Origin of the sequence: Paracoccus everestensis (assembly GCF_021491915.1) — a bacterium.
GTDB lineage: Bacteria > Pseudomonadota > Alphaproteobacteria > Rhodobacterales > Rhodobacteraceae > Paracoccus > Paracoccus everestensis.
Genome location: NZ_CP090836.1, coordinates 2,192,701 through 2,217,324 on the forward strand (window position 1 = coordinate 2,192,701; position 24,624 = coordinate 2,217,324).

At 66.7% G+C, this 24,624-nt stretch carries 22 protein-coding genes; 6 read left to right on the plus strand and 16 right to left on the minus strand.

Features of this window, described 5'->3' with window-relative positions:
- Positions 1-134 precede the first annotated feature (134 nt).
- From LZ585_RS10845 to LZ585_RS10865, 5 genes are read left to right on the plus strand one after another with little or no spacing between them, the layout of a single operon-like run.
- Complete coding sequence (locus LZ585_RS10845; RefSeq protein ID WP_234853584.1) at positions 135-353, plus strand: hypothetical protein; 219 nt, start codon at positions 135-137, stop codon at positions 351-353.
- 41 nt (positions 354-394) lie between these two features.
- Positions 395-1,396, plus strand: coding sequence for a sulfate ABC transporter substrate-binding protein (locus tag LZ585_RS10850; RefSeq protein WP_234853585.1), 1,002 nt, complete (start codon positions 395-397; stop codon positions 1,394-1,396).
- 5 nt (positions 1,397-1,401) lie between these two features.
- Positions 1,402-2,241 carry a sulfate ABC transporter permease subunit CysT gene (gene cysT, locus LZ585_RS10855; RefSeq protein WP_234853586.1) on the plus strand — a complete coding sequence of 280 codons (840 nt, stop codon included), beginning with the start codon at positions 1,402-1,404 and terminating at the stop codon, positions 2,239-2,241.
- Positions 2,234-3,106, plus strand: coding sequence for a sulfate ABC transporter permease subunit CysW (gene cysW, locus LZ585_RS10860; RefSeq protein ID WP_234853587.1), 873 nt, complete (start codon positions 2,234-2,236; stop codon positions 3,104-3,106). Before cysT ends, cysW begins: the two co-directional genes overlap by 8 nt.
- 13 nt (positions 3,107-3,119) lie before the next feature.
- Positions 3,120-3,839, plus strand: coding sequence for a sulfate/molybdate ABC transporter ATP-binding protein (locus LZ585_RS10865; protein ID WP_234853588.1), 720 nt, complete (start codon positions 3,120-3,122; stop codon positions 3,837-3,839).
- A 10-nt stretch (positions 3,840-3,849) separates the two neighbouring features.
- Here the strand turns inward: LZ585_RS10865 and recN are convergent, their stop codons facing one another.
- The 14 genes from recN to LZ585_RS10935 form a co-directional block, all read right to left on the minus strand.
- On the minus strand, positions 3,850-5,496 hold the full coding sequence (gene recN / locus LZ585_RS10870) for a DNA repair protein RecN (RefSeq protein ID WP_234853589.1): 1,647 nt from the start codon (positions 5,494-5,496) through the stop codon (positions 3,850-3,852).
- A gap of 30 nt (positions 5,497-5,526) precedes the next feature.
- On the minus strand, positions 5,527-6,375 hold the full coding sequence (locus LZ585_RS10875) for an outer membrane protein assembly factor BamD (protein WP_234853590.1): 849 nt from the start codon (positions 6,373-6,375) through the stop codon (positions 5,527-5,529).
- Between the two features lie 156 nt (positions 6,376-6,531).
- Positions 6,532-7,461, minus strand: a complete 930-nt coding sequence (lpxC, locus tag LZ585_RS10880) for a UDP-3-O-acyl-N-acetylglucosamine deacetylase (RefSeq protein WP_234853591.1) — start codon at positions 7,459-7,461, stop codon at positions 6,532-6,534.
- A gap of 183 nt (positions 7,462-7,644) precedes the next feature.
- Entirely contained in the window at positions 7,645-9,231 is a 1,587-nt protein-coding gene (gene ftsZ, locus LZ585_RS10885; RefSeq protein ID WP_234853592.1) for a cell division protein FtsZ, read from the minus strand.
- A gap of 221 nt (positions 9,232-9,452) precedes the next feature.
- Positions 9,453-10,787 carry a cell division protein FtsA gene (gene ftsA / locus LZ585_RS10890; protein WP_234853593.1) on the minus strand — a complete coding sequence of 445 codons (1,335 nt, stop codon included), beginning with the start codon at positions 10,785-10,787 and terminating at the stop codon, positions 9,453-9,455.
- 3 nt (positions 10,788-10,790) lie between these two features.
- Positions 10,791-11,738 carry a cell division protein FtsQ/DivIB gene (locus tag LZ585_RS10895; RefSeq protein WP_234853594.1) on the minus strand — a complete coding sequence of 316 codons (948 nt, stop codon included), beginning with the start codon at positions 11,736-11,738 and terminating at the stop codon, positions 10,791-10,793.
- Positions 11,726-12,616 carry a D-alanine--D-alanine ligase gene (locus tag LZ585_RS10900; protein WP_234855814.1) on the minus strand — a complete coding sequence of 297 codons (891 nt, stop codon included), beginning with the start codon at positions 12,614-12,616 and terminating at the stop codon, positions 11,726-11,728. The genes LZ585_RS10895 and LZ585_RS10900 overlap by 13 nt, the downstream gene beginning before the upstream one ends.
- Positions 12,617-12,817: 201 nt before the next feature.
- A complete protein-coding gene (gene murB / locus LZ585_RS10905; RefSeq protein WP_234853595.1) occupies positions 12,818-13,759 on the minus strand; it encodes a UDP-N-acetylmuramate dehydrogenase in 942 nt (313 codons plus the stop codon).
- Between the two features lie 72 nt (positions 13,760-13,831).
- A complete protein-coding gene (locus LZ585_RS10910; protein ID WP_234853596.1) occupies positions 13,832-14,089 on the minus strand; it encodes a DUF2484 family protein in 258 nt (85 codons plus the stop codon).
- Positions 14,086-15,513, minus strand: a complete 1,428-nt coding sequence (murC, locus tag LZ585_RS10915; RefSeq protein WP_234853597.1) for a UDP-N-acetylmuramate--L-alanine ligase — start codon at positions 15,511-15,513, stop codon at positions 14,086-14,088. Before murC ends, LZ585_RS10910 begins: the two co-directional genes overlap by 4 nt.
- Complete coding sequence (locus LZ585_RS10920) at positions 15,510-16,595, minus strand: UDP-N-acetylglucosamine--N-acetylmuramyl-(pentapeptide) pyrophosphoryl-undecaprenol N-acetylglucosamine transferase (RefSeq protein WP_234853598.1); 1,086 nt, start codon at positions 16,593-16,595, stop codon at positions 15,510-15,512. Before LZ585_RS10920 ends, murC begins: the two co-directional genes overlap by 4 nt.
- Positions 16,592-17,758 carry a putative lipid II flippase FtsW gene (gene ftsW, locus LZ585_RS10925; protein ID WP_234853599.1) on the minus strand — a complete coding sequence of 389 codons (1,167 nt, stop codon included), beginning with the start codon at positions 17,756-17,758 and terminating at the stop codon, positions 16,592-16,594. The genes LZ585_RS10920 and ftsW overlap by 4 nt, the downstream gene beginning before the upstream one ends.
- 106 nt (positions 17,759-17,864) lie before the next feature.
- Positions 17,865-18,608 (minus strand): cytochrome c biogenesis CcdA family protein, encoded by a 744-nt coding sequence (locus LZ585_RS10930; RefSeq protein WP_234853600.1) that lies wholly within the window; start codon positions 18,606-18,608, stop codon positions 17,865-17,867.
- Positions 18,609-18,703: 95 nt separating this feature from the next.
- Positions 18,704-21,379, minus strand: coding sequence for a ribonuclease E/G (locus LZ585_RS10935; RefSeq protein ID WP_234853601.1), 2,676 nt, complete (start codon positions 21,377-21,379; stop codon positions 18,704-18,706).
- Positions 21,380-21,901: 522 nt separating this feature from the next.
- Between LZ585_RS10935 and LZ585_RS10940 the strand changes: the two genes are divergently transcribed.
- Positions 21,902-22,825: a DUF726 domain-containing protein gene (locus LZ585_RS10940; RefSeq protein WP_234853602.1), complete on the plus strand. Its 924-nt coding sequence runs from the start codon at positions 21,902-21,904 to the stop codon at positions 22,823-22,825.
- A gap of 1 nt (position 22,826) precedes the next feature.
- On the opposite strand, the gene LZ585_RS10945 is transcribed toward LZ585_RS10940, so the two are convergent.
- Positions 22,827-23,435 carry an inner membrane-spanning protein YciB gene (locus LZ585_RS10945; RefSeq protein WP_234853603.1) on the minus strand — a complete coding sequence of 203 codons (609 nt, stop codon included), beginning with the start codon at positions 23,433-23,435 and terminating at the stop codon, positions 22,827-22,829.
- A gap of 57 nt (positions 23,436-23,492) precedes the next feature.
- On the minus strand, positions 23,493-24,503 hold the full coding sequence (locus LZ585_RS10950) for a DUF1223 domain-containing protein (protein WP_234853604.1): 1,011 nt from the start codon (positions 24,501-24,503) through the stop codon (positions 23,493-23,495).
- Positions 24,504-24,624: the final 121 nt, after the last annotated feature.

The window sequence follows — 24,624 nt, forward strand, 5'->3', positions numbered from 1 at the left end:
GGCCTTTTGGTTTGCCCGGGGAATGATCTTCTCCTCTGCCCCCTCATTTCAGCAAATATATGCTCTTGCTAAACACGACTTTCCCTGTCGTTATTTGTGAAATAAGCGACCGACGAGTCAAAGGAGCGATCGAGATGACGATCCAGGGCCAGAACATCGATGCCAAGGCGCGCCCGCTTTATTCCGTCCGGCTGATCGACCGCCGCACGGGCCAGGTCCATCGCGTGAACGGGGCGCCCCTTCTGGCGCTGAGCCGGGAACCCCAGGCGGCAGCCGCATCGCTGCTGGAAGGCCGCGATCCTGCCTTGTGGGAAGCCCGGATCGAATCGCTTTCCACGCATACCACCCGGTAACCATCGGCCCCGCCGACGCAGTTCTTTTCAGGAGACGGTCCATGTCGAAATCCAACACCAGCCGCATCGGCGCAACGCTGCCCGCCATCCTGCTGGCCCTGGCGATCGCAGCCCCGGCCCAGGCCGAGACGCTGCTGAACGTCAGCTATGATCCCACCCGCGAGTTGTATCGCGACGTGAACGCGGCATTTGCCGAAAAATGGGCCGCCGACGGCCACGAGGCGCCCACAATTGAAACAAGCCATGGCGGGTCGGGCGCGCAGGCCCGTTCGGTCATCGACGGGCTGAACGCCCAGGTGGTGACGCTGGCCCTGGCATCCGACATCGACAAGATCGCCGAGGCAGGCAGGCTGCCCGCCGACTGGCAGTCGAAGCTGCCCCACAATTCCAGCCCCTATACCTCGACCATCGTGTTCCTGGTCCGCGAAGGGAACCCCAAGGGAATCGCCGACTGGGGGGACTTGGTCAAGGACGGGGTCGAGGTGATCACGCCCAACCCCAAGACCTCGGGCGGGGCGCGGTGGAATTACCTGGCGGCCTGGGCCTGGGCGGAAAAGAACGGCCAGAACCCGCAGGACTTTGTGGGCCAGTTGTTCACCCATGTCCCGGTGCTGGATACCGGCGCGCGCGGATCGACCACGACCTTCGCCCAACGCGGCATCGGCGACGTGCTGCTGGCCTGGGAAAACGAGGCCTATCTGGCGCTTGAGGAAATCGGCGAGGATCAGTTCGACATCGTCGTGCCCTCGGTGTCCGTGCTGGCCGAACCTCCGGTCGCCATTGTCGAAGGCAACATCGCCAACGATGCGCAGCGGGAACTGGCGGCCGCCTATCTGGACTTCCTGTATTCGCCCCAGGGTCAGGCGCTGGCCTTCAAGCATTTCTACCGCGCCTGGGACGACAGCGCCGCCGCCCCCGAGGACGTGGCCCGCTTTCCCAAGCTGGATCTGGTCAGCATCGAGGATTTCGGCGGCTGGAAGAAGGTTCAGCCCGAACATTTCGGTGACGGCGGCATCTTCGACCAGATTTATACGACGAAGTGACGGCCATGACTGCGCGCCCCCTGGTCCACCGAACTGCGATGCCCGGCCTTGGCCTGTCGGCCGGCGTCACCCTGACGATGCTGTCCATCGTCGTCCTGCTGCCCATCGGCGCCCTTCTGTTGAAGGGCGCCAGTTTCGGCTTTTCCAACGTGCTGGAGGTCGTGGCCCGCGAACGCGTCCAGGCGGCGCTGTTCCTGTCGTTCAAGCTGTCGCTGCTGGCGGCGGCGTTCAACCTGATCTTCGGCGTGCTTCTGGCATGGGTTCTGGTCCGCTACAGCTTTCCCGGCAAGCGCATCCTGGACGCCGCCGTTGACCTGCCCTTTGCCCTGCCCACCGCCGTGGCAGGCATCGCGCTGACCGCGCTTTATGCGCCCAATGGCCCCTTTGGCGAACTGTTCCAGCAAATGGGGCTGAAGATCGCCTATACCCAGGCGGGCATCTTCATCGCGCTGGTCTTCGTGGGCCTGCCCTTCGTCACCCGCACTGTCCAGCCGGTGATCGAGGAAATCGACCGAGAGGTCGAGGAAGCCTCGGCCACCCTTGGCGCCACGCGCCTTTACACGCTGCGCCATGTGATCCTGCCCATGCTGACGCCCGCCGCGCTGACCGGCTTTGCCTTGTCGCTGGCCCGCGCGGTGGGCGAGTACGGGTCGGTGATCTTCATCGCGGGCAACATTCCCCTGCGCACGGAAATCGCGCCCCTGCTGATCGTGATCCAGTTGGAGGAATTCAACTATGACGCCGCAGCCGCCATTGGCATCGCCATGCTGGTGATTTCCTTCGCCATGCTTCTGGCGATCAACCTGATCCAGATCATCAGCCGAAGGAAAATGGGCCATGTCTGACGCCACCCTTCACCCCGCGCGCGCCTTTCGCGCAGCCACCCAGGAAGCGCCCCTTATGCGCGCAGCCCTGATCGGGATCGCGGTCGCGGGCCTGGCCGTTCTGGTGTTCGCCCCCCTGGCCGTCGTCTTTGCCGAGGCCCTGAAGGACGGCTGGCTGGCGCCCATGGAATCGCTGGGCAACCGGGATGCCCGGTCGGCGATCCAGTTGACGCTGCTGATCACCGCCATCGCCGTGCCGCTGAACGCCGCCTTTGGCGTCGCGGCGGCCTGGCTGATCACCAAGTTCGACTTTCGTGGCAAGGCCTTCCTGATCACGCTGATCGACCTGCCCTTCTCGGTCAGCCCGGTCGTCGCGGGCTTGTGCATCGTGCTGCTGTTCGGCGCCAATTCGGTCGTCGGCGGCTGGCTGATCGCCCATGGCTGGCCCATCGTCTTTGCCATTCCCGGGATCGTCCTGGCGACCGTCTTCGTGACCTTTCCCTTTGTCGCGCGCGAACTGATCCCGGTGATGATCGAGCAAGGCCGGGCCGAGGAGGAAGCCGCCCTGACGCTTGGCGCGTCCGGCTGGCGGACCTTCCGCACGGTGACCCTACCCAACATCCGTTGGGCACTGCTGTATGGCACGCTGCTGTGCACGGCCCGCGCCATGGGCGAATTCGGCGCGGTCGCGGTGGTGTCGGGCAAGATCCGCGGCCAGACCGCGACCATGCCGATCACCATCGAGATGCTGTACAACGAATACCTGTCCGTCGCGGCGTTCAGCATGGCCGCGCTGCTGACCGCGCTTGCCCTTGTCACCCTGCTTCTGAAAACCCTGCTGGAACTGCGTCACGCCGACCAGCTTGCCGCCATTCGTCGCCATTGAAGGGAAACCGATCATGCATATCGACATCGACGAAATCGCCAAGACCTTCGGCGCCACGACCGCGCTGCGTCCCGTGTCCCTGAACATCCCATCGGGCGCCCTTGTCGCGCTTCTAGGTCCGTCGGGGTCGGGCAAGACCACGCTGCTGCGGATCCTGGGGGGCCTGGAATTTCCGACCTCGGGACGGGTGCTGTTCAACGGCCAGGACGCGACCGGCATGACGGTCCAGGACCGCCGCGCGGGCTTCGTGTTCCAAAGCTATGCGCTGTTCCGGCACATGACCGTGTTCGACAACATCGCCTATGGCCTTCGCGCCCGCCCCCGCAGCCAGCGTCCCCCCAAGGCGGAAATCACCCGCCGCGTGACCAAGCTGCTGGACCTGATCCAGTTGCCCGACATCGCCACCCGCTATCCCACGCAACTGTCGGGCGGCCAGCGCCAGCGCGTGGCCCTGGCCCGCGCCCTTGCGATCGAGCCGCGGATGCTGCTGCTGGACGAACCGTTCGGCGCGCTTGACGCCAAGGTGCGGCGCGAATTGCGCCAGGGCCTGCGCGACATCCATGACGAAACAGGCCTGACCACGGTCTTCGTGACCCATGACCAGGACGAGGCGATGGAGCTGGCCGACCTGGTGGTGGTGATGTCGATGGGCCGGATCGAACAGATCGGCAAGCCGCAGGACATCCGTGCCAAGCCCGCGACCGAATTCGTGCGCGACTTCATCACGGCGTGACCGGCAGGCGTCAGCCTTGCAACAGCGCCTTCGCGGCCTGCGTCGCCGCGTCGGTGATGCGGTCGCCCGACAGCATCCGCGCGATCTCCGCCACGCGGTCGTCAGGACCAAGGGCCGTGACGGTGGACGTGGTCATGTCGTCCTGGACCGATTTCGACACCTGGAAATGGGTGGCGCCCAAGGCCGCGACCTGCGGCGAATGCGTCACCACCAGAACCTGCGCGTCGTCGGCCAGGCGTTTCAGCCGCCGCCCCACGGCATCCGCCGTGGCCCCACCCACGCCCCGGTCGATCTCGTCGAAGATCAGCACAAGCGCATCGTTGCCGCGCGCCAGGCACACCTTCAGCGCCAACAGGAACCGCGACAGTTCCCCGCCCGACGCGATCTTGTCCAGGGCGCCCGCAGGCGCGCCGGGGTTGGTGGCCACCGTGAAGGCCACGTCGTCGCGCCCATCGGGTCCGGGCTCGCCCCGCGTGACAAGCGTCTGGAAGACCGCGCGTTCCATCTTCAACGGCACCAGTTCGGCCGTCACGGCGCGGTCCAGGGCAACGGCCATGTCCGTGCGCGTGCGCGTCACGGCATCGGCTGCGGCGTCATAGGCGGCGTCGGCATCGGCCACCTGCCGTTGCAGCGCGGCAATCTGCGCCTCGCCCGCGTCGATCTGGCCCAGGCGGTCGCGCAATTCATCCGCCAGTCCGGCCAGGTCATCGGCCAGGACATTGTGCTTGCGGGCAAGCGCGCGCAGGGCGAATAGACGTTCTTCGGCCGCCTCAAGCTGGCCGGGATCCACGTCCAGGGCTGACAGCGCATCCTCGACCCCGCGATGCGCCTCGCCCAGTTCGACAAGGGCGCGGGACAGCGCGGCCAGCGGTTCGTCCAACCGCCCTTCGGCCCGGTCGGCGGCCCCCTCCAACCAGCGGGCGGCATCGACCATCGCGCCTTCGGCCCCGTCGCCGCCCAGCATCTTCAAGGCGCGGGCCACATCCTCCCGGATGCGGATGGCGCCCTGCATGGCGCGGCGGCGGGTGTCCAGCGTCGCTTCCTCGCCCGCCTGGGGGGACAGGTCGTCCAGCTCGGCGACCGCATGGCGCAGGAAATCCTCCTCGGCCCGCGCGGCGGTCAGCCGGGCCTCGGCTTCGTCCAGGGCGCGGCGGGCGGTGCGGCGGGCCGCCCAGGCATCGCGCACCGGACCAAGCGGGACAGCGCCGAACGCATCCAGCAGCGCGCGATGGCCGCGCGGGTTCAGCAGCCCACGGTCGTCATGCTGGCCGTGGCGTTCGACCAGCACGTCGGACAGTTGCCGCAACACCTCGCCTGAAACGCGGCGGTCGTTCACAAATCCGGTCTTGCGCCCGTCCGCGCCGTTCACGCGGCGCAGGATCAGATCGTCGTCTTCCAATTCGATCCCGGCATCGGCAAGGATATCGCGGGCAGGATGGTTGACGGGCAGGTCGAACACCGCCGTCACCTCGCCCTGGGCGGCACCCTGGCGGACCAGATCGGCGCGGCCGCGCCAGCCCAGCACGAAGCCCATGCAATCCAGCAGGATCGACTTGCCCGCCCCGGTTTCCCCGGTCAGCACGTTCAGGCCGGGACCAAAGCCAAGCTCCAGCCGGTCGATCAGCAGCATATTGCGGATGTCCAGCGAACGCAGCATCGGCCGGTCCCTATCCCACGCGGGTGGGGGTCACAGCCACCGTCCCTGAATCATCTGGCGATACACATTCGTCAGCCAGTTGTCGCCCCGAACCTCGGGCGCCAATCCGCGCCCGCGCAACTGGCCGTAGGCATCCCCATAGAAGGGCGACGACTGGAAGTTATAGCCCAGGATCGCACCCGCCGTCTGCGCCTCGTCCGTCAGGCCCAGGGCCAGATAAGCCTCGACCAGGCGCAGCAGCGCCTCGGGTGTCTGGGTGGTGGTCTGGAATTCCTCGACCACGACGCGGAAACGGTTGATGGCGGCGGCATAATGCCCGCGCTTGAGGTAATAGCGCCCGATCTCCATTTCCTTGCCGGCCAGGTGATCAAAGGCGAGGTCGAACTTCAGGATCGCACTGCGGGCATATTCGCTGTTGGGATACTGTTCGATCACGCTGCGCAGCGATTGCAGCGCCTGGAAGGTCAAGCCCTGGTCGCGCCCGACCTCGTCGATCTGGTCGTAATAGGACAAGGCCAGCAGGTATTGCGCATAGGCCGCATCCTCGTCGCCCGGATAGGTGTCGATGAAGCGTTGGGCAGCGCCGCGCGCTTCTTCGTAATTCTGGGCGCGGTGATTGGAATAGGCTTGCATGATCAGCGCGCGCTTGGCCCATTCGGAATAGGGATACAGCCGCTCGACCTCGGCGAAATAGAACACCGCGTCTTCGGGCTTGCGGCTGTTTTCCAGCTCGAACTCGCCGCGCTTGTAGATTTCCTCGGCGGTGAAGCGGTCCAGGTTCCGCTTGTCGGAATCGGTTCCGGTGCGCCCGCAGCCCGTCAGAACCAGACCCGCCAGAACCGCCGCCATCACGGAAGCCGAGAATTTCGAGCGCGCCATCTTCACCCTGCCTGTGACTTCTTCCTTGCAGCCGTCCCATGCCGGACCGCGCTGCCCGGACCCTCTAGCACAGAACATCAGGGGGCGCAAAATGGCAATCCGTTGAATTTCACGCGCGTTTTCCACCACCACTTGACGTGGCGGAAGGCCGCGCGGTCACGCAGCGGCCCAAGCCGTTGGGGCAAGGTCGTATGCCGCCACGCCCGCGCCCGGCAGGCGGTCCTCCAACGCAGGCGAACAGGTTTCCCACTGCCATGCCGTCGGATCGGCGAACAACGCACGCAGCAGACGGTTGGTCATGGCATGGCCCGCGCGGTGCCCGGTGTAACGCGCCAGCAGCGGCGCACCCGCCAGGGCCAGGTCGCCCATCGCGTCCAGCATCTTGTGACGCACGGCCTCGTCCCGGTGGCGCAGACCGCCGGGTGACAGCACGCGGGCGCCGTCCACGACAACCGCGTTCAGATAGGTGCCGCCCAGGGCCAGCCCGTTCTTGCGCATCGCGTCCACGTCGGCCTGGCGGCAGAAGGTGCGGCTGTCGGCCAGTTCGCGCAGGAATGCGCCATTGGCCATGTCCAGGCGCTTTTCCTGATGGCCAATGGCCGCATCGGCAAAGTCGATCTCAAAGTCGATTTCCAGGTGATCGGCGGGGGTCAGGCGGGCGAAAGCCTCTCCCTCGCGCACCTCGACCGGGCGCAGCACGCGGATGGCGCGCAGGTCGGCCTGCTGCAACGCGATTCCGGCGCGCAGGATGGCGCGCACAAAGGGGGCGGCGGATCCGTCCAGGATCGGAACCTCGGGGCCATCGGCCAGGATGCGGGCGTTGTGGATTCCCGTCCCGGCAAGAGCGGCCATCACGTGTTCGACGGTGGACAGGGTCGTGCCCTTGCCATCATCCAGCAGCGTGCAAAGCTTGGACGGCGTGACGCGATCCCACCGGGCGGGGATATCCACGGCAGGCGACAGGTCGGTGCGACGGAAGACGATGCCGTGGCCGGCAGGAGCGGGATGGATCTCCAACCGGGCGGGGGCGCCGGAATGCAGCCCGACCCCCTGGAACATCACCGCTGTTTTCAACGTCGCCTGCATGACAACCTGCCTTCATCTGTATCGCAACGGGATTTCCCCTTGCTGTAACGGATGACCTAGGCCCAAGGGGGCAAGCGTTCAATTAACGAATTGTGACGGGGTGAAACATTCGCCGTGGGACTTTGCCGCGGCAAAAGAAAAAGGCCGCGTGACGCGGCCCTTTCCTGTCAGATGGTGACCGGTTCAGTTGGCCTGGCGGCGCAGGAAAGCCGGAATTTCAACATTGTCCCCGGATGCATCCGGGCTGGCCAGATCGTCGAAATCGGCGTCCTGCTGGCGGGCGCGCACGGCCACGCGTTCATTGACGCGTTCTGAAATCGAACCGGCGGCAGGTTTCGGCGCGGCCTGGTCGGAATGGCCCGCCATCCGTTCCAGCATCCGGCCCAGACCCGCCATGCGGCTTTGCGCACGCACGGGTTCCTGGGGCGCGGGCTGCGGCTGCTGGCGTTCGCCCTTGTTCTCGACCGCGCGGCGCAAACGCTCCAGCGTCTCGGGCGAGGCTTGGCCACGGGATGCCCCCTGCGGGGCACGCGGGGCGATAAAGCCTGCGTCCTCCTTGACGTTCAGAGCCATCGGCTGCGCGGCTTCCTTGCGCTGATAGGCCGGGGCCGGCATCTCGTCCTCGATCCGGGGGGCCGGCGCGGCGGGCCGGGATTCGGCCAGCGGCGCGCCAACGCGGCGCGGCGGCAGGTCGTCACCCTGAGGCCCCTGGGGCGCGATCTCGACCCTTTGCGAAACCTGCGGGTTCTGCGTCAGGGGTTCGGCCATGGTGCGGCGGGGGGCCGGAACCTCGGCCATGGCGGCGGCGGCGTCGATCCCGGTCGCGACGACCGACACGCGGATGGAACCGTCCATGTCGGGGTCGAGCGTTGAGCCGACGATGATGTTGGCGTCGCTGTCCACCTTGTCGCGGATGACGTTCGCGGCCTCGTCCAGTTCGAACAGGGTCATGTCATAGCCGCCGGTGATGTTGATCAGCACGCCCTTGGCGCCGTTCAGGCTGACCTCGTCCAGGAGCGGGTTGGCGATGGCGCGTTCGGCGGCTTCCTGGGCGCGGTTCTCGCCCGATGCTTCGCCGGTGCCCATCATCGCCTTGCCCATCTCGTCCATGACCGAACGCACGTCGGCGAAGTCGAGGTTGATAAGGCCCGGCTTGACCATCAGGTCGGTCACGCCCTTGACGCCCTGGTACAGAACGTCGTCGGCCAGGGCGAAGGCTTCGGTAAAGGTGGTCTTTTCGTTGGCGATGCGGAACAGGTTCTGGTTGGGGATGATCAGCAGCGTGTCGACGACCTTGTGCAGCGCCTCGATCCCCTCGTCGGCCTGGCGCATCCGCTTGGTGCCTTCGAACTGGAAGGGCTTGGTCACGACGCCGACGGTCAGGATGCCCATTTCACGCGCGGCCTGCGCGATGATCGGGGCCGCGCCGGTGCCGGTGCCGCCGCCCATGCCGGCGGTGATGAAGCACATATGGGCGCCCATCAGGTGATCGACGATATCCTCGATCGTTTCCTCGGCGGCCTTGGCGCCGATGGCGGGCTTGGCGCCGGCGCCCAGACCCTCGGTCACCTTCGGACCCATCTGGATGCGGTTGGCCGCGCGCGAAGCCGACAGCGCCTGCGCGTCGGTATTGGCAACCACGAACTCGACCCCGTCGAGGTTCTTCTCGATCATGTTGTTGACCGCGTTGCCGCCCGCGCCGCCCACACCGAAGACAGTGATACGGGGCTTGAGTTCGTCTTCGTCGTTCATCATCAGATTGAGGTTCATGGTTCCGCCTGTTTTTTTGCTATGTCGATCGGGTCATGACCTGCCGCCCGTCGAATCCCTCGTAATCAGTCTTCAATCCTAGCGGCGGACCGCCGCTGCGTCACTGTAAAAACGCGGGCAAACCCCAAAATCTGGTGGTGTTTGCAGGCCGTTTCGGCGGTATCTTGCCAATGCGGTTGAACGCGGTGCCGCGCCCGCGCCACCCCAAATTCCACCCCAAATCACCAGTTGTTCCTGAACCAGCGATACGCGCGGCGCAGGCTTCGGGTCGGGTAACTGTTGGCAGGCATTTCGAAATCCCACCATTCGTCCTGGGGATGGGCGGCGAACAGCGCCAGCCCCACGGCACTGGCAAAACCGGGATCGGTGAACTGGTGGGCCAGCCCGTCGATGCGCAGGGGACGGCCGCAACGGATGTTCGGACCCAGGATGCGCGCGGCCAATCCGTCCAGGCCGGGGATCTGGCTGCCCCCGCCGGTCAGGACGATCTGCTGGCTGGGCATCGAGTCGAACCCGGCCGCGTCCAGAACTTCTCGCACGCCCTCCAGGATTTCCTCGACCCGGGGGCGCATGATGCCGATCAGGTCGGCGCGGCTGACAGACCGGCGATCCGCGTCCCATTCGCCCGTCCCCGTGCCGATTTCCAGCATGTCGCGGTCGTCGCGGCCCGTCGCCTCGACCCCGCCGTTGAGGGTCTTCAGCCGTTCCGCAACAGGCAGCGGGATCCGCAGACCCTGGGCGATATCCTGTGTGACCAGATGGCCACCCATTTTAACATTGTCTGCGAAGATCATGTGTTTTTTAACGAAAATCGACACACCCGTGCCGCCGCCGCCAAAATCGATGCAGGCCGCGCCCAGTTCCTGTTCGTCTTCCACCAACGATGCCCTGGCCGAGGCATAGGAGGCCGAGGCCACCCCCGCCAATTCCAGGTCGCAGCGGCGGATGCACTGGACCAGGTTGCCGATCACGTCGCCATCCACGGTCAGCACGTGCATGTCGCAGGCCAGGCGGTTGCCGACGTGATCGCGCGGATCGCCAAGCCCGCTGCGGTTATCCACGGCGAAATTGACCGGCTGGGCGTGCAGCACCTCTCGCCCCCGGCCGAAATCGGGCGCATCGCAGGCGGCCAGGACCGATGCCACGTCGTGATCATGGACCCGGCCCGCATCCAGAGAGATTTCCCCGGCCAGGCCATAGGATGCGGGGCGGCCGCCCGACAGGCACGCGATGACGTGATCGACGCGCACGCCCGCGACCTTTTGCGCGGCGGCGACCACGGTGCGGATCGCGCGTTCGGTTTCGGCCATCACGTCGATCTCGCCCCGGCGCATCCCGCGCGACCGGGTCGAGGCGGCACCGATCACCTTGAAGTTGACCTGCCCCGCCATCGGTCCCACGCCGTCGGTTTCCCGGAACGTGCCCGTGCCGTCGAAACGCAGCACCAGGCAGGCGATCTTGGACGTGCCGATGTCCAGGATGCCGATCACGCCGCGTTGCAGGGCCGCCCGGCGGATGTTCCGCATTGCCCGTTGCGTTTGGTACAGTTCCGCCATCGCCTAGCCCCCCTTCTTTTCGTCTTCCTGAACGACCTTGCCGTCCGGTCCCAGGACCGGCTGGCCGCGTGCCGCGCGAATCGTGTTGCGCGCGTCGATCCCCAACCGCATCACCGGGCGCGACGGATTGCGCAGATCCACGGCGGCAATGTCGCGGCCCAGCATATCCTGGGCGCGGTCCAGGGCAATCACGGCCTCCATCGCGATCACCGCGCCTTTCGCGGGCAGCATGATCCGCTGCCCGTGATCCAGCACCAGATCCCAGCGGCGCTCGCCCCGGCGGACCAGCCCGCGCACGCGGGGAAGGATCGGACCGGCCGCGTCGATCAGGGCCAGAGCCTCGGGCACGGCCAGATCGGCGCCATCGCCCGCGATCAAGGGCAGTTCGGGCCGCACATCGCGCGAGGTGACCGATGCGACGCGGTGGCCGGTCTTGTCCAGGATCTCGATCCCGCGGGCATGGCGCCACAGGATCGCGGGTTCGCGTTCCTTGACCACGGCGGACAGGATCCCGCCCGGCTTGATGCGCAGGTCGATGGATTCGATCACGTCCAGCTGCATCACCTGCAACCGCAGGGCCGTCAGGTCGATGTCAAAGCTTGAGGCGGGCAGATCGACCGGCAGCATCGCCCGCAGCGCCGTGTCCACCACGGGGGATGCACCCTCGACCGTCATGGTGCGGACCTGGAATTCCTCGCGGCTTTGCACCTTGGTCATGACCTGCTGGACGCCATCGGACAACAGCGCCCGACGGTCCTCGTCGGACAGCCAGATGCCTGCGGTCATGGCGACCAGAAAGGCCGGAACGCCGATCCGGACAGCACGGCGCCAGATCGGGCGCAGCCACATCCGTTCCAGACGGTATTGCAGCCGCGACGGCGCCGGGTCGCGCTTGACGCGGTCAGCCTGCAGCAAGGCCCGGTTCGGGCGGTGGTCGATCACTTCGGGCACAGCGCGTCCTCGACCATCCAATGCATCAGGTCTGGGAAGCCGATCCCGGCATGGGCTGCCTGTTCGGGCGCAAGCGAGGTCGGCGTCATGCCGGGCTGCGTGTTCACCTCGAGGATGATCAGCCCGTCCAGACCGCGCGCATCGTCCCAGCGGAAATCGGTGCGCGACAGCCCCCGGCAGCCAAGCGCCCGGTGCGCGCGGATCGCATAATCCCCGCAGGCCTGCGCGATGTCGGCAGGAATGTCGGCGGGGATCACATGGCGCGACCCGCCGACCGTGTATTTCGCGGCATAGTCATACCAGCCCTCGGTCACGATCTCGGTCACGCCAAGCGCCCGGTCGCCCATGACCGCCGTGGTCAGTTCCCGCCCGGGCGCATAGGTCTCGACCATCACATGGGCGGGCATCGTATCAGAAAGTTGCGGCGGCTGGTTGGCGCCGTCATGGACGATATAGACGCCGACCGACGATCCCTCGTCGTTGGGCTTGACCACATAGGGGGGCGGCAGGACGTGCCAGGCGCGCACCTCGTCAGCAGCGGCGATGACGCTGTCCACCACTGGCAGCCCGGCCACGCGCAGCGCGTCCTTGGCCCGCGTCTTGTCCATCGCCAGGGCGGATGCCAGCACGCCCGAATGGGTATAAGGCAGGCCAAGCCCTTCCAGAATCCCCTGGACGCAGCCATCTTCGCCAAACCGGCCATGCAGGGCGTTGAAGACGACATCGCAGCGCAGATCCGCCAGCCGCGCGACCAGGGCGCCGCCGCGGGCAGGCCCCAGTTCGACCTCGATCACGTCATAGCCCGCCACCCGCAGCGCATTCGCGCATTCGCGCCCCGATGACAACGACACCTCGCGTTCGGCCGAGGGTCCGCCCATCAGAACGGCTACGGTATGGGCTGTCCTGCTCGACCTGCCCGCCACGTCTTGCCTTTCGCCCCGGTTGGTCCCGGGATTTCCTGTCCCCGCGCGGCCGGGTTGACCCCGATCCTGCGCTTATCGGGCGAGGATAGCGGATGCGCGGAAATCGCAAAAGGACAATTTTTGCTATCCGCTAAAGATTGTTGGGAAATTCGTTAATCAATTCCCGGTTGATCCGGGCAGCGGGTCGCCGATGCGGATCACCTCCCATTGCAGGTCGTGGCCGCTGTCTTCCAGCACGCGGCGGCGGACCAGTTCGCCCAAGGCTTCCAGTTCGGCGGCAGTCGCGCCGCCGGTGTTCAGCAGGAAATTCGGATGCTTTTCCGACATCTGCGCCCCGCCCCAACTGTGGCCGCGCAACCCCGCCCGGTCGATCAGCGACCAGGCCTTGAGGTCGTGGACATCATCCGCCCGACCGGTGGAACTGAACCCCGCCGGGTTGCGAAAGGTCGAACCGGCGCTGCGGTCCCGGGTGGGCTGGGTTTCGTCGCGGCGGGCCAGTTGATCGGCCATCTTCGCGTGCAGCGCGTCGGGATCGCCGAGTGGCGCGTGAAACACCGCCTCGGTCACGACGCAGCCTTGCGGCAGGTCGGCATGGCGGTAAGAAAATCCAAGCTCGTCACGGTTCAGGACGATTCGCTCGCCGGTCCGCGTGACGGCCCGCACCGAAATCAGGTGATCGGCGACATAGCTGCCATAGCATCCCGCGTTCATGCACACGGCGCCGCCGATGCTGCCGGGGATCGTGCGCAGGAAAGTCAAATCCAGCCCCGAATCCGCCGCCCGCCGCGCCACATGGGCATCCAGTGCGGCCGCGCCCGCGATCACGCGGTCCCCTTCGACCGTGATGGCGTTGAAACCCCGGCCCAAGCGGATCACCACGCCCCGGATGCCGCCGTCGCGCACGATCAGGTTGCTGCCCACGCCCATGGGAAAGACCGGCACCGCAGGGTCAAGACCGCGCAGGAAATCCGCCAGGTCGTCCTCGTCGGCGGGTTGGAACAGCCAGTCGGCAGGGCCGCCAACGCGCAGCCAGGTCAGGGCGTCCAAGGGCCGGTCGGGGGTCAGGGTGCCGCGGGGGGTGGGAAGATCAAGGGTCATGGCACAGGGTCGTAGCCAGCGGTTCCCACCCCGTCAACGGGCGATGCCCGGGGCGGCGCGATCGGGGGCCGATCACTCAGCCGGCGGCACCATGCGCTTGGACACCCGGCGGCGCGGCGCGCGCAGCAGGACCACGATGCCCATGGCAAGCCCCGCCACGCCCACCATGGGACCGCCGTTCAGGGTCAGCCAGCCCAAGACAGGGATGCCGATCAGGATCAGCGCCCAGAAGGCGCGGTTGCGGTGGCGTGCCTGCAACCGCCGCTGGATTGCCGCCAGGACTATCCAGCCCAGCACCACCGCAATCGTGATCAGCACGCCTTGCGTCATGCGGCCCGTCCCTGCAAGCGTTCCGGCAGGCCGTTGGCCCAGGTCGAGATCGTGCCCGCCCCCAGGCAGACCACCATGTCGCCGGGCCGGGCCTGTTCGCGCACCAGCCGTTCCAGGTCGTTCTCGTCAAGGATGGCACGGGCATGGCGGTGGCCATGGGCGATCAGGCCCGCCACCAGGTCGTCGCGGTCGGCGCCGGGGATCGGATCCTCGCCCGCTGCATAGACCTCGGCAATGGCGACCACGTCGGCCTCGTTGAAGCAGGTGCAGAAATCGTCGAACAGGTTCGACAGGCGGGAATAGCGGTGCGGCTGGTGGACGGCGATCACGCGGCCCTTGGTGGCCTGGCGCGCGGCCTTGAGGACGGCGGCGATTTCTACCGGGTGGTGGCCGTAATCGTCGATGATGGTGACGCCGTTGATCTCGCCCACGCGGGTGAAGCGCCGCCCCACCCCGCCGAACTTGGCCAGCGCCTCGCGGATTTCCGCCTTCTTGATGCCCAGGTGACGGGCGACGGCCACGGCGGCAAGCGCGTTCGAGACGTTATGATCGCCAGGCATGGGCAGGCTGCATCCCTCGATCATCTCGATATCGCCTGTTTCCGTCGGCCCCTCGCCTTGCAGGGCGATGTCGAACAGCGCAATGCCGTTTTCATAGTGCAGGTTCATGGCGCGCACGTCGGCCTGGGCGTTGAAGCCGAAGGTCACGACGCGGCGGTCGGTCAGCTTGCCCACCAAGGCCTGAACCTCGGGGTGGTCGGTGCAGCAGACCGCAAGGCCGTAGAACGGAATCCCCGAGGCGAAGTTGTAAAATCCTTGGCGCAGGGCGTCGAAGCTGCCCCAATGTTCCATATGCTCGGGGTCGATATTGGTGACGATGGCGATGTCGGCGGGCAGGCGGTTGAAGCTGCCGTCGGATTCGTCGGCCTCGACCACCATCCACTCGCCTGCCCCGGCGCGCGCATTCGATCCATAGGCATGGATCACCCCGCCGTTGATCACGGTCGGATCCAGCCCGCCCGCGTCCAGCAGCGTCGCCACCATGGTCGTGGTGGTGGTCTTGCCATGCGTGCCCGCGATGGCGATGTTGGATTTCAGGCGCATCAGTTCGGCCAGCATCTCGGCCCGGCGGACGACCGGCAGGCCACGGCGGCGCGCTTCCTCAAGCTCGGGGTTGCCCTTCTTGATTGCGGTGGAAATCACCACGACGCCCGCCGCCCCGATATTCTCGGCCCGCTGGCCTTCGAAGACGCGTGCGCCCAGGGTTTCCAGCCGGTCGGTGATCTTGGATTTCTTCGCGTCGCTGCCCTGCACGTCGTAACCAAGGGTCAGCAGCACCTCGGCGATACCCGACATGCCGATGCCGCCGATGCCGATGAAGTGGATCGGCCCCAACTCGTGCGGCAGTTTGGTGGCGGCGTTCATCGGGCAATCTCCGTGACAAGGTCGTACAGGCGCCGCGCCGCATCGGGCCGGGCAAGAAACAGCGCGGCCGCAGCCATCTGGCTGGCGCGCGGGGGATCGTTCAAAATCGCGCGGATGTCGCGCGTCAGGCCCGGCGCGTCAAGCACCGATTCGGGATGGATCAGCGCCGCGCCCACTTCGGCCAGGGCCTGGGCATTGGCGGTCTGGTGATCGCCCGCGGCGGCCGCAAAGGGAATCAGGATCGCCGGGCGGCCGATCACGGTGATATCCGCCAGGGACGAGGCACCCGACCGGCTGATGACCAGATGGGCCGCGGCCAGTCGCTCTGGCACATCCGCAAAGAAGGGCTGAACCTCGGCGGCGATGCCGGCATCGGCATAGGCGGCAATGACGCGGGCCGCGTCCTCGGCCCGGGCCTGGTGGCTGACGCGCAGCCGGGCGCGCAGGTCATCCGGCAGGGCGGCAATGGCTGCGGGAACCACATCGGACAGGATCCGCGCGCCCTGGCTGCCGCCGATCACCAGCAGGCGCAGCACCCCGTCGCCCGGCGGGGCATAGGGGGCAGCGGCATGGTCCAGCACGGCCTGGCGGACGGGATTGCCGGTATGGACGCCCTCGACATTGGCAGGAAGGTCGGTGGGCCAGGTGCCGCAGGCGATGCGCTGCACGCGGCCTGCAAACATCCGGTTCACCCGCCCCATGACGCCGTTCTGTTCATGGATCATCCGAGGCAGGCCCATGGTCACGGCGGCGGACAGGGCCGGGATCGTGGGATAGCCGCCAAAGCCGATCACCACAGCGGGACGGTCGCGCCGCAGGCCCGTCCGCGCCGCCACGACACCGGCGGCGATCTTCAGGGGTGCGGTCAGCTTGCCTGCCAGCCCGCCGCGCGCGGTCGTGGCGGACCGCACGATGCTGCGTTCGACGCCATCGGGAAAGCCGCCCGCATAGCGCGCGCCCCGGTCGTCGGTGGACAGGCGGACGCGCCAGCCCTCGGCCAGCAGCAATTCGGCCAGGGCCTGGGCGGGAAACATATGGCCGCCCGTTCCCCCGGCAGCGATCAGGGCCAGCGGTGCGCTCATCCCCGGCCCCTTCGCAGGATTTCGGCCAGTTCGCCCTGGGGGCGGGTCCGGGTCAGGGCCAGCAGCATCCCGGCGGCAATGCCCGATGCGATGACGGATGATCCGCCATAGCTGACGAAGGGCAGCGTCATTCCCTTGGCAGGCAGCAGGCGCACGGCGACCCCCATGTTGATCAAGGCCTGGACGCCAAAGGCGCAGGCCAGGCCCGACCCGGCGATGCGCGCAAAGGCGTCGCGTTCGCGCAGCAACCGCAGCAAGGACCGCACGACGATGGTGCAATACAGCGCGATCACGGCCAGGACCAGGACGGTGCCGTATTCCTCGGCCGCCACCGCGATGATGAAGTCGGTATGCGCATCGGGCAGCGACCACTTCACGCTGCCCTCGCCCACGCCGACGCCAAAGAAGCCGCCGTCCTGGATGGCCTTGGTGGCATAGCCGATCTGGGTGCGGGGGTCGATCTCGGGGTTGAGGAAGCCATTGATGCGGCGGGCAAAGTGTTCGGACGCGCCATAGGCGAAAACGCCCCCGACTATTGCCAGCCCGGCCACGCACATCAGCAGCAGCATCGGCGCGCCTGCGATGAAATACATCACCAGCCAGGAAAACAGCACCAGCGATGCCTGGCCGAAATCAGGCTGCAAGGCCAGCAGGATCACCACCGCCATCGCCGTCAGAAAGGAATAAAGCCTGCCCGGCGGTCCGCCGATCGTTTGCGCGGCGGCCATGAACCAGGCGCAGATCGCCACGAAACCGGGTTTCAGGAACTCGGACGGCTGCATGGAAACGCCGGCAATGGACAGCCAGCGCGTGGCGCCCTTGCCGTGATCCTCGCCGATGAAGGGCAGCAGCATGATCAGCACGAAGGCCGCCGCAAAGCCCAACACCCCGATGCGCCGGATCTGGCGCGGCGACATCATCGAGATCACCAGCATCGTGACCAGAGCCATGGCCCCGAACACCCCCTGCCGCTGGACATAGTAAAAGCGCGGCAGATCGTTCTTTTCCGCCAGCGGGACAGAGGCCGCCAGCCCCAGAAGGATGCCGATGGCAAACAGCCCCAGCATGCAGGCCAGCGACCATTTGTCCAGCGTGCGCCACCAGCGTGGAAGAATCGGGTCGCCCGCCCGAACGGGCGTCGTGCCAAAGACCATCTCGGTCATGGGAATACCGCCGTCACTGCCTCAGAGAATCTGCCCGGTTTGTCCGGGTCTGCCGATCAGCATAGCGGGAAAATCGGGTCCGCGCTACTGGCGATTGGGGACAGGGTCACCCCAACATCGCCAGCCCCGGAAAGGTTTCCAGCAACCAATAGGAGAATGCCGAAAACGCCCCGGTCAGAAGCATCACGCCCACGACCAGCAACAGGGCGCCCATCACGCGTTCGATGACGCGCAGCCAGGGCTTGATGCGGTTCATCAGGCCGATGGCGCGGTTGATGAAGATCGCGGCCAGCAGGAACGGGATTCCCAGGCCCAGGGCATAGACCGCCAGCAGGGCGGTGCCCCGCGACAACTCTCCCCCGGTCGCGGCCAGCGACAGGATCATGCCCAGTTGCGGGCCGATGCAGGGCGTCCAGCCAAAGGCGAAGGCAAGCCCCAGCACATAGGCGCCAAAGGCCCCCCCGTCCTGCTTGCCCGCATTCACCCGCGCCTCGTGATCCAGGATCGGAATGCGGATCACGTGCAGGAAATGCAGGCCCATCACGATCACCATGACGCCCGCGGCCTTGGCCAGAAGATCCTGATATTGCAGAAAGGCCCGCCCAAAGGCCGATGCGGCAAAGCCCATGATCAGGAATACCGTGGACAGGCCCAGCACGAAGAACAGCGCGGGCAACACGGCGCTGCGTTCGTGCGTTTTCAACCCGTTCACACCGACCCCCGTCATATAGGCCAGATAGGGCGGCACGATGGGCAGCACGCAGGGCGACAGAAAGGACAGGATCCCCGCCAGCAACGCGACAAGGGCGGCGGGCAGGAAGGCGGCGGTGGCAAGTTCGATTCCCAGCATGGCGGGCACCTTACCCGTTCGGGCAGCGCAAGCCATGGGTCATTGCGTCACGTCTTTGCGAAAGGGGCGCGGTGTGACCCGCGCCCCTTGCACCATCAGCGGTTGCCCGACCACCAGCCCCGGCGCTTGGGGCGGTCAGGGTCGGCTTCGGCCATTTCCGGCTCGCGCTCGGCCGGGCGGTCGTCGAATGATTCCGCCGGTTCGGAGCCAGCGGTTTGGTCCCCGACCGGGATACCTTGCGGCGTTTCATCCTCGACCGTGCTGCCTTGCGGCGCTTCGTCCTCGGCCTCGCCCTGCGCCGCCTCAGACTGTGTCGATTCGACAAGGACCGCTTCGATCACGGTTTCCTCGATCCCTACGGCGACCACGCCGGCCGGCAGGAAATCCTCGGCCAAGGGTTCGGGTTGGGCCGCCTGGGGTTCGGTGGCGATTTCCGACAAGGGCACGATCTCGCCTTCATCGGAGGTTTCCGGGGGTTCGCGACGGGCGTTCAGGCCGGGCATCGCTTCGACCGGCTCGTCCGGCTGATCTTGCAGATCCACGACCTCGGGCAGACCCTCGGCCTGGGGCAGATCGCCGTTGCGGCGGCGGTTGCGCGACCGCGACCGGCGGCGGCGGCCGTTTTGCCTGGCGTCGCCGGAGTCCCCCTCGGCGGCGTCCGCGTCGCCGAACGCCTCGGCGGTTTCGCCAGCCTCGGCGTCGTCCCCGTCCGTTTCGCCCGCGTCGCCATCGCCCGCTTCGCTTTCGGCCCGTTCGCCCGGCTTGCGCCGACGGCGGCGGCGGCGGCGGCCCCTGCCCTCGCCCGTCTCATCCTCGGCCGACGCAGCTTCACCGGCGTGCGCGGCCGTCTCCTCGGCACGCTCCTCGGCCTCGGCCTCGGCTTCGATTTCCTCGGGCAGATCCTCGTCCTCGTCGTCGATCTGGGCCATCAGGTCGGCATCCACCGACAGGACGGGGGCCGTGACATCGGGGACGTTGCGGGTCGCCGTCTTGAACTTCTCGATGGCGAAATCGGGCGAGATCAGCGACGGATCGGCCTCCAGCCGGATCGACAGGCCATAGCGCGCCTCGATCCCGGCGATGTGTTCGCGCTTCTGGTTGATCAGGAAGTTGGCCACCGCGATCGGCGCCTTGACCAGCACCTCGCGCGAACGCTTGCGGGTGCCCTCGTCCTCGATGGCGCGCAGGATGGTCAGCGCCAGGCTGTCGTCGGACCGGATCAGCCCGGTGCCGTGGCAATGCGCGCAAGGCTGGGTCGTGGATTCCAGCATCCCCGGACGCAGCCGCTGGCGCGACATCTCCATCAGGCCAAAGCCCGAGATGCGGCCCATCTGGATTCGCGCGCGGTCGGATTTCAGCTTGTCCTTCATCCGCTTCTCGACTGCGGCGTTGTTGCGCCGTTCCTCCATGTCGATGAAGTCGATGACGATCAGCCCGGCCAGGTCGCGCAGGCGCAACTGGCGCGCCACCTCGTCGGCGGCCTCCAGGTTGGTCTTCAGCGCCGTTTCCTCGATCGAGCCTTCCTTGGTGGCCCGGCCCGAGTTCACGTCGATCGCCACAAGCGCCTCGGTCACGCCGATGACGATATAGCCGCCCGATTTCAGCTGCACGGTCGGGTTGAACATCCCCGACAGATAGCTTTCCACCTGATAGCGCGCGAACAACGGCATCTGGTCGGTATATTGCTGCACGGACCCGGCATGGGTCGGCATGATCATCTTCATAAAGTCCTTGGCGGTGCGATAGCCGCGTTCGCCCTCGACCAGCACCTCGTCGATTTCCGAATTGTATAGGTCGCGGATGGTCCGCTTGATCAGGTCGCCTTCTTCATAGATCGCAGCCGGGGCCACCGACTTGAAGGTCAGGTCGCGGATCTGTTCCCACAAGCGCAGCAGGTATTCGTAATCGCGCCGGATTTCCGTCCGGGTCCGCTGGCTGCCCGCCGTGCGGATAATCAGCCCCGCGCCTTTCGGCACGTCCAGTTCGGACGCGATGTCCTTGAGCTTCTTGCGGTCGGCGATGTTGGTGATCTTGCGACTGATGCCGCCGCCGCGCGCGGTGTTGGGCATCAGGACGCAATAGCGCCCCGGCAGCGACAGATAAGTGGTCAGCGCGGCGCCCTTGTTGCCGCGCTCCTCCTTGACGACCTGGACCAGCATGATCTGCCGGACCTTGATCACTTCCTGGATCTTGTAACGGCGCGGACGGGGCTTTTTCTGGACGCGGATTTCCTCGGCCACGTCCTCTTCGGCGACAGACTCGATTTCCTCGTCCTTGTCGGACGCGTCGGTCACGGCGGTTTCGCCGTCGTTGTCGTGATCGCCGGCGTCGGCCTCGTCAGGTCCGGTATCCTGGTCGTCCCGGGTGTCGTCTTCGGGCGCGGCATCGGCCGTGGCAACCTCGTCGCCCGTTTCGGCGCGTTCGGCCTGCGGCTTGCGGCGGCGATTGCCTCGCGTTGCCTCCTCGGCCTCCTGCGCCTCGGCATAGGCGCGTTCCTCGGCGATCAGGGCCGCGCGGTCGGCGGCGGGGATCTGGTAATAATCCGGGTGGATTTCCGCGAAGGCCAGAAAGCCGTGGCGGTTTCCGCCGTAATCCACAAAGGCCGCCTGCAACGAGGGTTCGACGCGGGTGATCTTGGCCAGGTAGATGTTGCCCGAAATCTGGCGCTTGTTTACGGTCTCGAAATCAAATTCTTCGACCTTGGTTCCGTCCACCACGACCACCCGAGTTTCCTCGGCATGGGTGGCGTCGATCAGCATTTTCTTTGCCATTGCTATGTCTTTCGCGCAGAAGCGCGCCCGGCGGCGCCAGCGGCACCCCCGAACGCAGACTGCGATATGATGATGGGGACACGGGCGCGGCAGGGGCTACGGCGATGCGGCGGGAAGGGCTGAATGCCCCCCCGTCCCGATCCTGTCCGTCCCGTGCGCGCGTCATCGCGTCTGTTCCTTACGGTTGACGCGAAGGCCAAAGCCCGTTGCGCCGCTGTCCGATATCGCCCGGCCGCATCGTGATGCGCCCCGGACGGGCTTTCCCGCATGACACATGCCGCCTTCCGAAACCCGGTGCGAAAAATGCCACGCTGCGAAACTGTGGGCGTCGCGCAACCCCCGATTGCGGGCAGCAGGACGCATAGCCGCAACATAGAGGGCTAAGGGTGGAAAATTCAATGCCGAAAACGGCATGGCGCGGAATACGCGGGTTCTGGCCTGCGTAAACGAACCGCGCGCACCGTGCTTCACGCAGGCTTAACGCTTCTTTCACGCCGGTGTTGCACCCTGTGCCTATGCCCCGTGACCAGAAGATCAGGAGAAAGCGTCATGCCGGTGGTCAAGGTCGATGCGGATCGCGCGCAGCCCGAAGGGCTGATCCCCGCCGCCCGCGCCCTGCCCGGCCATGCGCCCCTGATCGTGATGATCCACGGTTTCCGTTACTCTCCCGCCGCCGCTCATTGCGACCCGCACCGCCACATCCTGTCCCTGGACCCCGATCCTGCGGATCGCCGGGTGCTGTCCTGGCCCCGCGCCCTGGGATTTGGCGCAGGCGCACCGGACGAAGGCCTGGGCCTTGCCTTCGGGTGGGAAGCACGCGGGATGCTGGGCCAAGCCTATGCCCGTGCCGAGGATGCCGGGCGGGCGGTCGCGGTCCTGGTATCGGATCTGGCCCAGCAGGCGGGTCGGCCGGTGGCGCTGATCGGGCATTCGCTGGGCGCGCGGGTGGCCTTGCAGGCCTTGCACCATGCCGATGGGGGCAGCATCGGCCGGATCGTCCTGTTGACGGGGGCGGAGTTCCGCGACACCGCTGCCGCCGCCCTGGACAGCCCCGCGGGCCGCCGCGCCGAAGTGCTGAACATCACGTCCCGGGAAAACGACCTGTTCGATTTCGCGATGGAAATCTGGCTGGACCGGGGGCGCAGGCAGGCGCTTGGCTTTGGGCTGGACCGGCCCGCGGCGAACTGGGTGGACGTGCAGATCGACGACCCGGCGACGCTGGCGGCACTTGACCGGCTGGGCTTCGCGACCGAGCGTCCGTCGCTGCGCTTGTCGCATTGGTCGCCCTATCTTCGGCGCGGGCTGTTCGATTTCTATCGCACCGCCCTGGCGCAGCCCTGGGCCTTGCCCTTGTCGATGCTGCGCACCCGCCTGCCAGGACGGATACAGCCCCGCTGGTCACGTCTGCTGGCCGCGCCCGCGCAGATCGGCGGGGTGCGCGCCTGAGTCACTTCATGGCGTCGTCGGTCGGCACCTCGATGGCATGGGCGCGATACAGGCCCGCATTCGCCATCAGGAAGACAAAGATCACCAGCGGCATCCCGAAGGTCTTGAAGTAAACCCAGGTTGTCTCGGACATGGCGCGCCAGACCACCTCGTTGGCGATGGCCAGCCCCAGGAACAACAGCGCCATGCGCCCGGTCAGCTTGCGCCAGCCTTCGGCGTCCATGGGCAGGGCCTCGGACAGGATGGCTTGCAGCCAGTCGCGGCCCGCCACGAAGCTGAAGCCCAGAAGGCCCGCAAACAGCAGATAGATGATCGTGGGCTTGATCTTGAAGAAACGCGGATCGTTCAGCCAGACCGACAGCCCGCCAAACACCACCACCAGGACCAGGGTGGCGATCTGCATGGGCGACAGCTTGCCCGTCAGCCGCCAGCGGACCAGCGTGGCAAGCGCCAAGGCCGGGATGAAGACCAGCGTGGCAAAGACCAGCGGCGTATAGGACTGGCCCCACAGCGCGACCGGGGTTCCCCGGTTCAGCATGAAGACCGCAAAGAACAGCAGCAGCGGTCCCCATTCCAGCACTTGCAGCACCCAGGCTTTCGGTTCCTTCATGGCGTCCTGTTCCCTTGCCCGTCAGACAGCGTCTTGTCCCGCATTGCAGGCGGGCGGTCAATCCAGCCGGATCGCCGCCAGGATCGGACCGGGCATCCCGTCACCGCCCTGTTCCCGCTGGACCAGCAGGGCGTGGCGGGTATCGGCGGGGAAGCGGTCGTCCGCAGGCCCGTCGGGGCTGATGGTCACGCGCAGGGCGGCGATCCCGTCCCATTCCGCCAGCCGGTCCAGCGACAGGACGACATTGGTATAGGTGATGGCCTTGCCGCGATTTTCCCCCGCGGTCATGTGTACCTCGCGTTCGGGGGCATAGCGGACCAGCAGGATATCGACTCCTCCGCCCAGATCGGACAAGGGCATCAGTTCGATCACCTCGCCCCGGGGGGTGGTGTCGCGCTGAACGCTGATGGTGGCGGGGGATACGCGGCTGGCGTCGATCAGGCCCATCAGTTGCGCGGGCCCCAGCGCAACGGCGGTATCCTGGCCATCCACGATGACCTGCGGCGTATAAACCGACCGTTCCCCTGCAACCAGGGCATAGCGTTCCTGACGCAGGGTGAATTCGGGCCGCGCGAAACTGTCGGCCCAGCCCAGGTAATCCCAGTAATCGACGTGAAAGGACAAGGGCAGGATGTCGGGTTCGTCCGACAAGCCCGCCAGCATGGCGTCGGCAGGCGGACAGGACGAACACCCCTGCGAGGTGAAAAGCTCGACCACCACGGGAAGCGCATCGGGGTTCAGGCCAAAGGCCTCCATGGGCGGCACGCCGTCGCCTGCGGCAAAGCTGTTGAAGCCGCCCATGTCGGAGGGGACATGGGTGGACAGGGGCGACGGCTCGACCCGGCCCGCATCGTCGGGCGCGGCAATGACCGGCGCGTCGTCGCCATGGTCCCCACTACCCGTGCCGGGGCCGGAGGCGCTTGCCGCAATGCCGCCGCCCTCAAACGCGCCGGATGCGGGATCGCCCCCTTGCGCGCCCGCGGACCCGCCGCCAAGCGCGATGGCCAGGCTGCAAAGCGATGCGGCGACAAGGGTTCTGGTCTTTGTGGCTGCCGTTCCGGTCAGCATTCCGGGGTCCGATACGTGATTGATCTGTCCCCTGCATAGCCCCCGGCGCGCGCCGCGAACAAATCAACGCTTCGTTAAGCAGGATGTGACCGTCATTCCGTGCCCCTTGAGCAACAGCCCG

Excerpts from the sequence above, each read along its gene's own strand:
- ftsA (WP_234853593.1), bottom strand. The coding sequence starts at position 10,787 with ATGGCGGAACTGTACCAAACGCAACGGGCAATGCGGAACATCCGCCGG.
- LZ585_RS10845 (WP_234853584.1), top strand. The coding sequence starts at position 135 with ATGACGATCCAGGGCCAGAACATCGATGCCAAGGCGCGCCCGCTTTAT.
- cysT (WP_234853586.1), top strand. The coding sequence starts at position 1,402 with ATGACTGCGCGCCCCCTGGTCCACCGAACTGCGATGCCCGGCCTTGGC.
- lpxC (WP_234853591.1), bottom strand. The coding sequence starts at position 7,461 with ATGCAGGCGACGTTGAAAACAGCGGTGATGTTCCAGGGGGTCGGGCTG.
- cysW (WP_234853587.1), top strand. The coding sequence starts at position 2,234 with ATGTCTGACGCCACCCTTCACCCCGCGCGCGCCTTTCGCGCAGCCACC.
- LZ585_RS10945 (WP_234853603.1), bottom strand. The coding sequence starts at position 23,435 with ATGAAGGAACCGAAAGCCTGGGTGCTGCAAGTGCTGGAATGGGGACCG.
- LZ585_RS10950 (WP_234853604.1), bottom strand. The coding sequence starts at position 24,503 with ATGCTGACCGGAACGGCAGCCACAAAGACCAGAACCCTTGTCGCCGCA.
- LZ585_RS10875 (WP_234853590.1), bottom strand. The coding sequence starts at position 6,375 with ATGGCGCGCTCGAAATTCTCGGCTTCCGTGATGGCGGCGGTTCTGGCG.
- LZ585_RS10910 (WP_234853596.1), bottom strand. The coding sequence starts at position 14,089 with ATGACGCAAGGCGTGCTGATCACGATTGCGGTGGTGCTGGGCTGGATA.
- LZ585_RS10865 (WP_234853588.1), top strand. The coding sequence starts at position 3,120 with ATGCATATCGACATCGACGAAATCGCCAAGACCTTCGGCGCCACGACC.
- murB (WP_234853595.1), bottom strand. The coding sequence starts at position 13,759 with ATGACCCTTGATCTTCCCACCCCCCGCGGCACCCTGACCCCCGACCGG.
- LZ585_RS10850 (WP_234853585.1), top strand. The coding sequence starts at position 395 with ATGTCGAAATCCAACACCAGCCGCATCGGCGCAACGCTGCCCGCCATC.
- ftsZ (WP_234853592.1), bottom strand. The coding sequence starts at position 9,231 with ATGAACCTCAATCTGATGATGAACGACGAAGACGAACTCAAGCCCCGT.
- LZ585_RS10900 (WP_234855814.1), bottom strand. The coding sequence starts at position 12,616 with ATGGGCGGACCCTCGGCCGAACGCGAGGTGTCGTTGTCATCGGGGCGC.
- recN (WP_234853589.1), bottom strand. The coding sequence starts at position 5,496 with ATGCTGCGTTCGCTGGACATCCGCAATATGCTGCTGATCGACCGGCTG.
- LZ585_RS10930 (WP_234853600.1), bottom strand. The coding sequence starts at position 18,608 with ATGCTGGGAATCGAACTTGCCACCGCCGCCTTCCTGCCCGCCGCCCTT.
- murC (WP_234853597.1), bottom strand. The coding sequence starts at position 15,513 with ATGAACGCCGCCACCAAACTGCCGCACGAGTTGGGGCCGATCCACTTC.
- LZ585_RS10920 (WP_234853598.1), bottom strand. The coding sequence starts at position 16,595 with ATGAGCGCACCGCTGGCCCTGATCGCTGCCGGGGGAACGGGCGGCCAT.
- ftsW (WP_234853599.1), bottom strand. The coding sequence starts at position 17,758 with ATGACCGAGATGGTCTTTGGCACGACGCCCGTTCGGGCGGGCGACCCG.
- LZ585_RS10935 (WP_234853601.1), bottom strand. The coding sequence starts at position 21,379 with ATGGCAAAGAAAATGCTGATCGACGCCACCCATGCCGAGGAAACTCGG.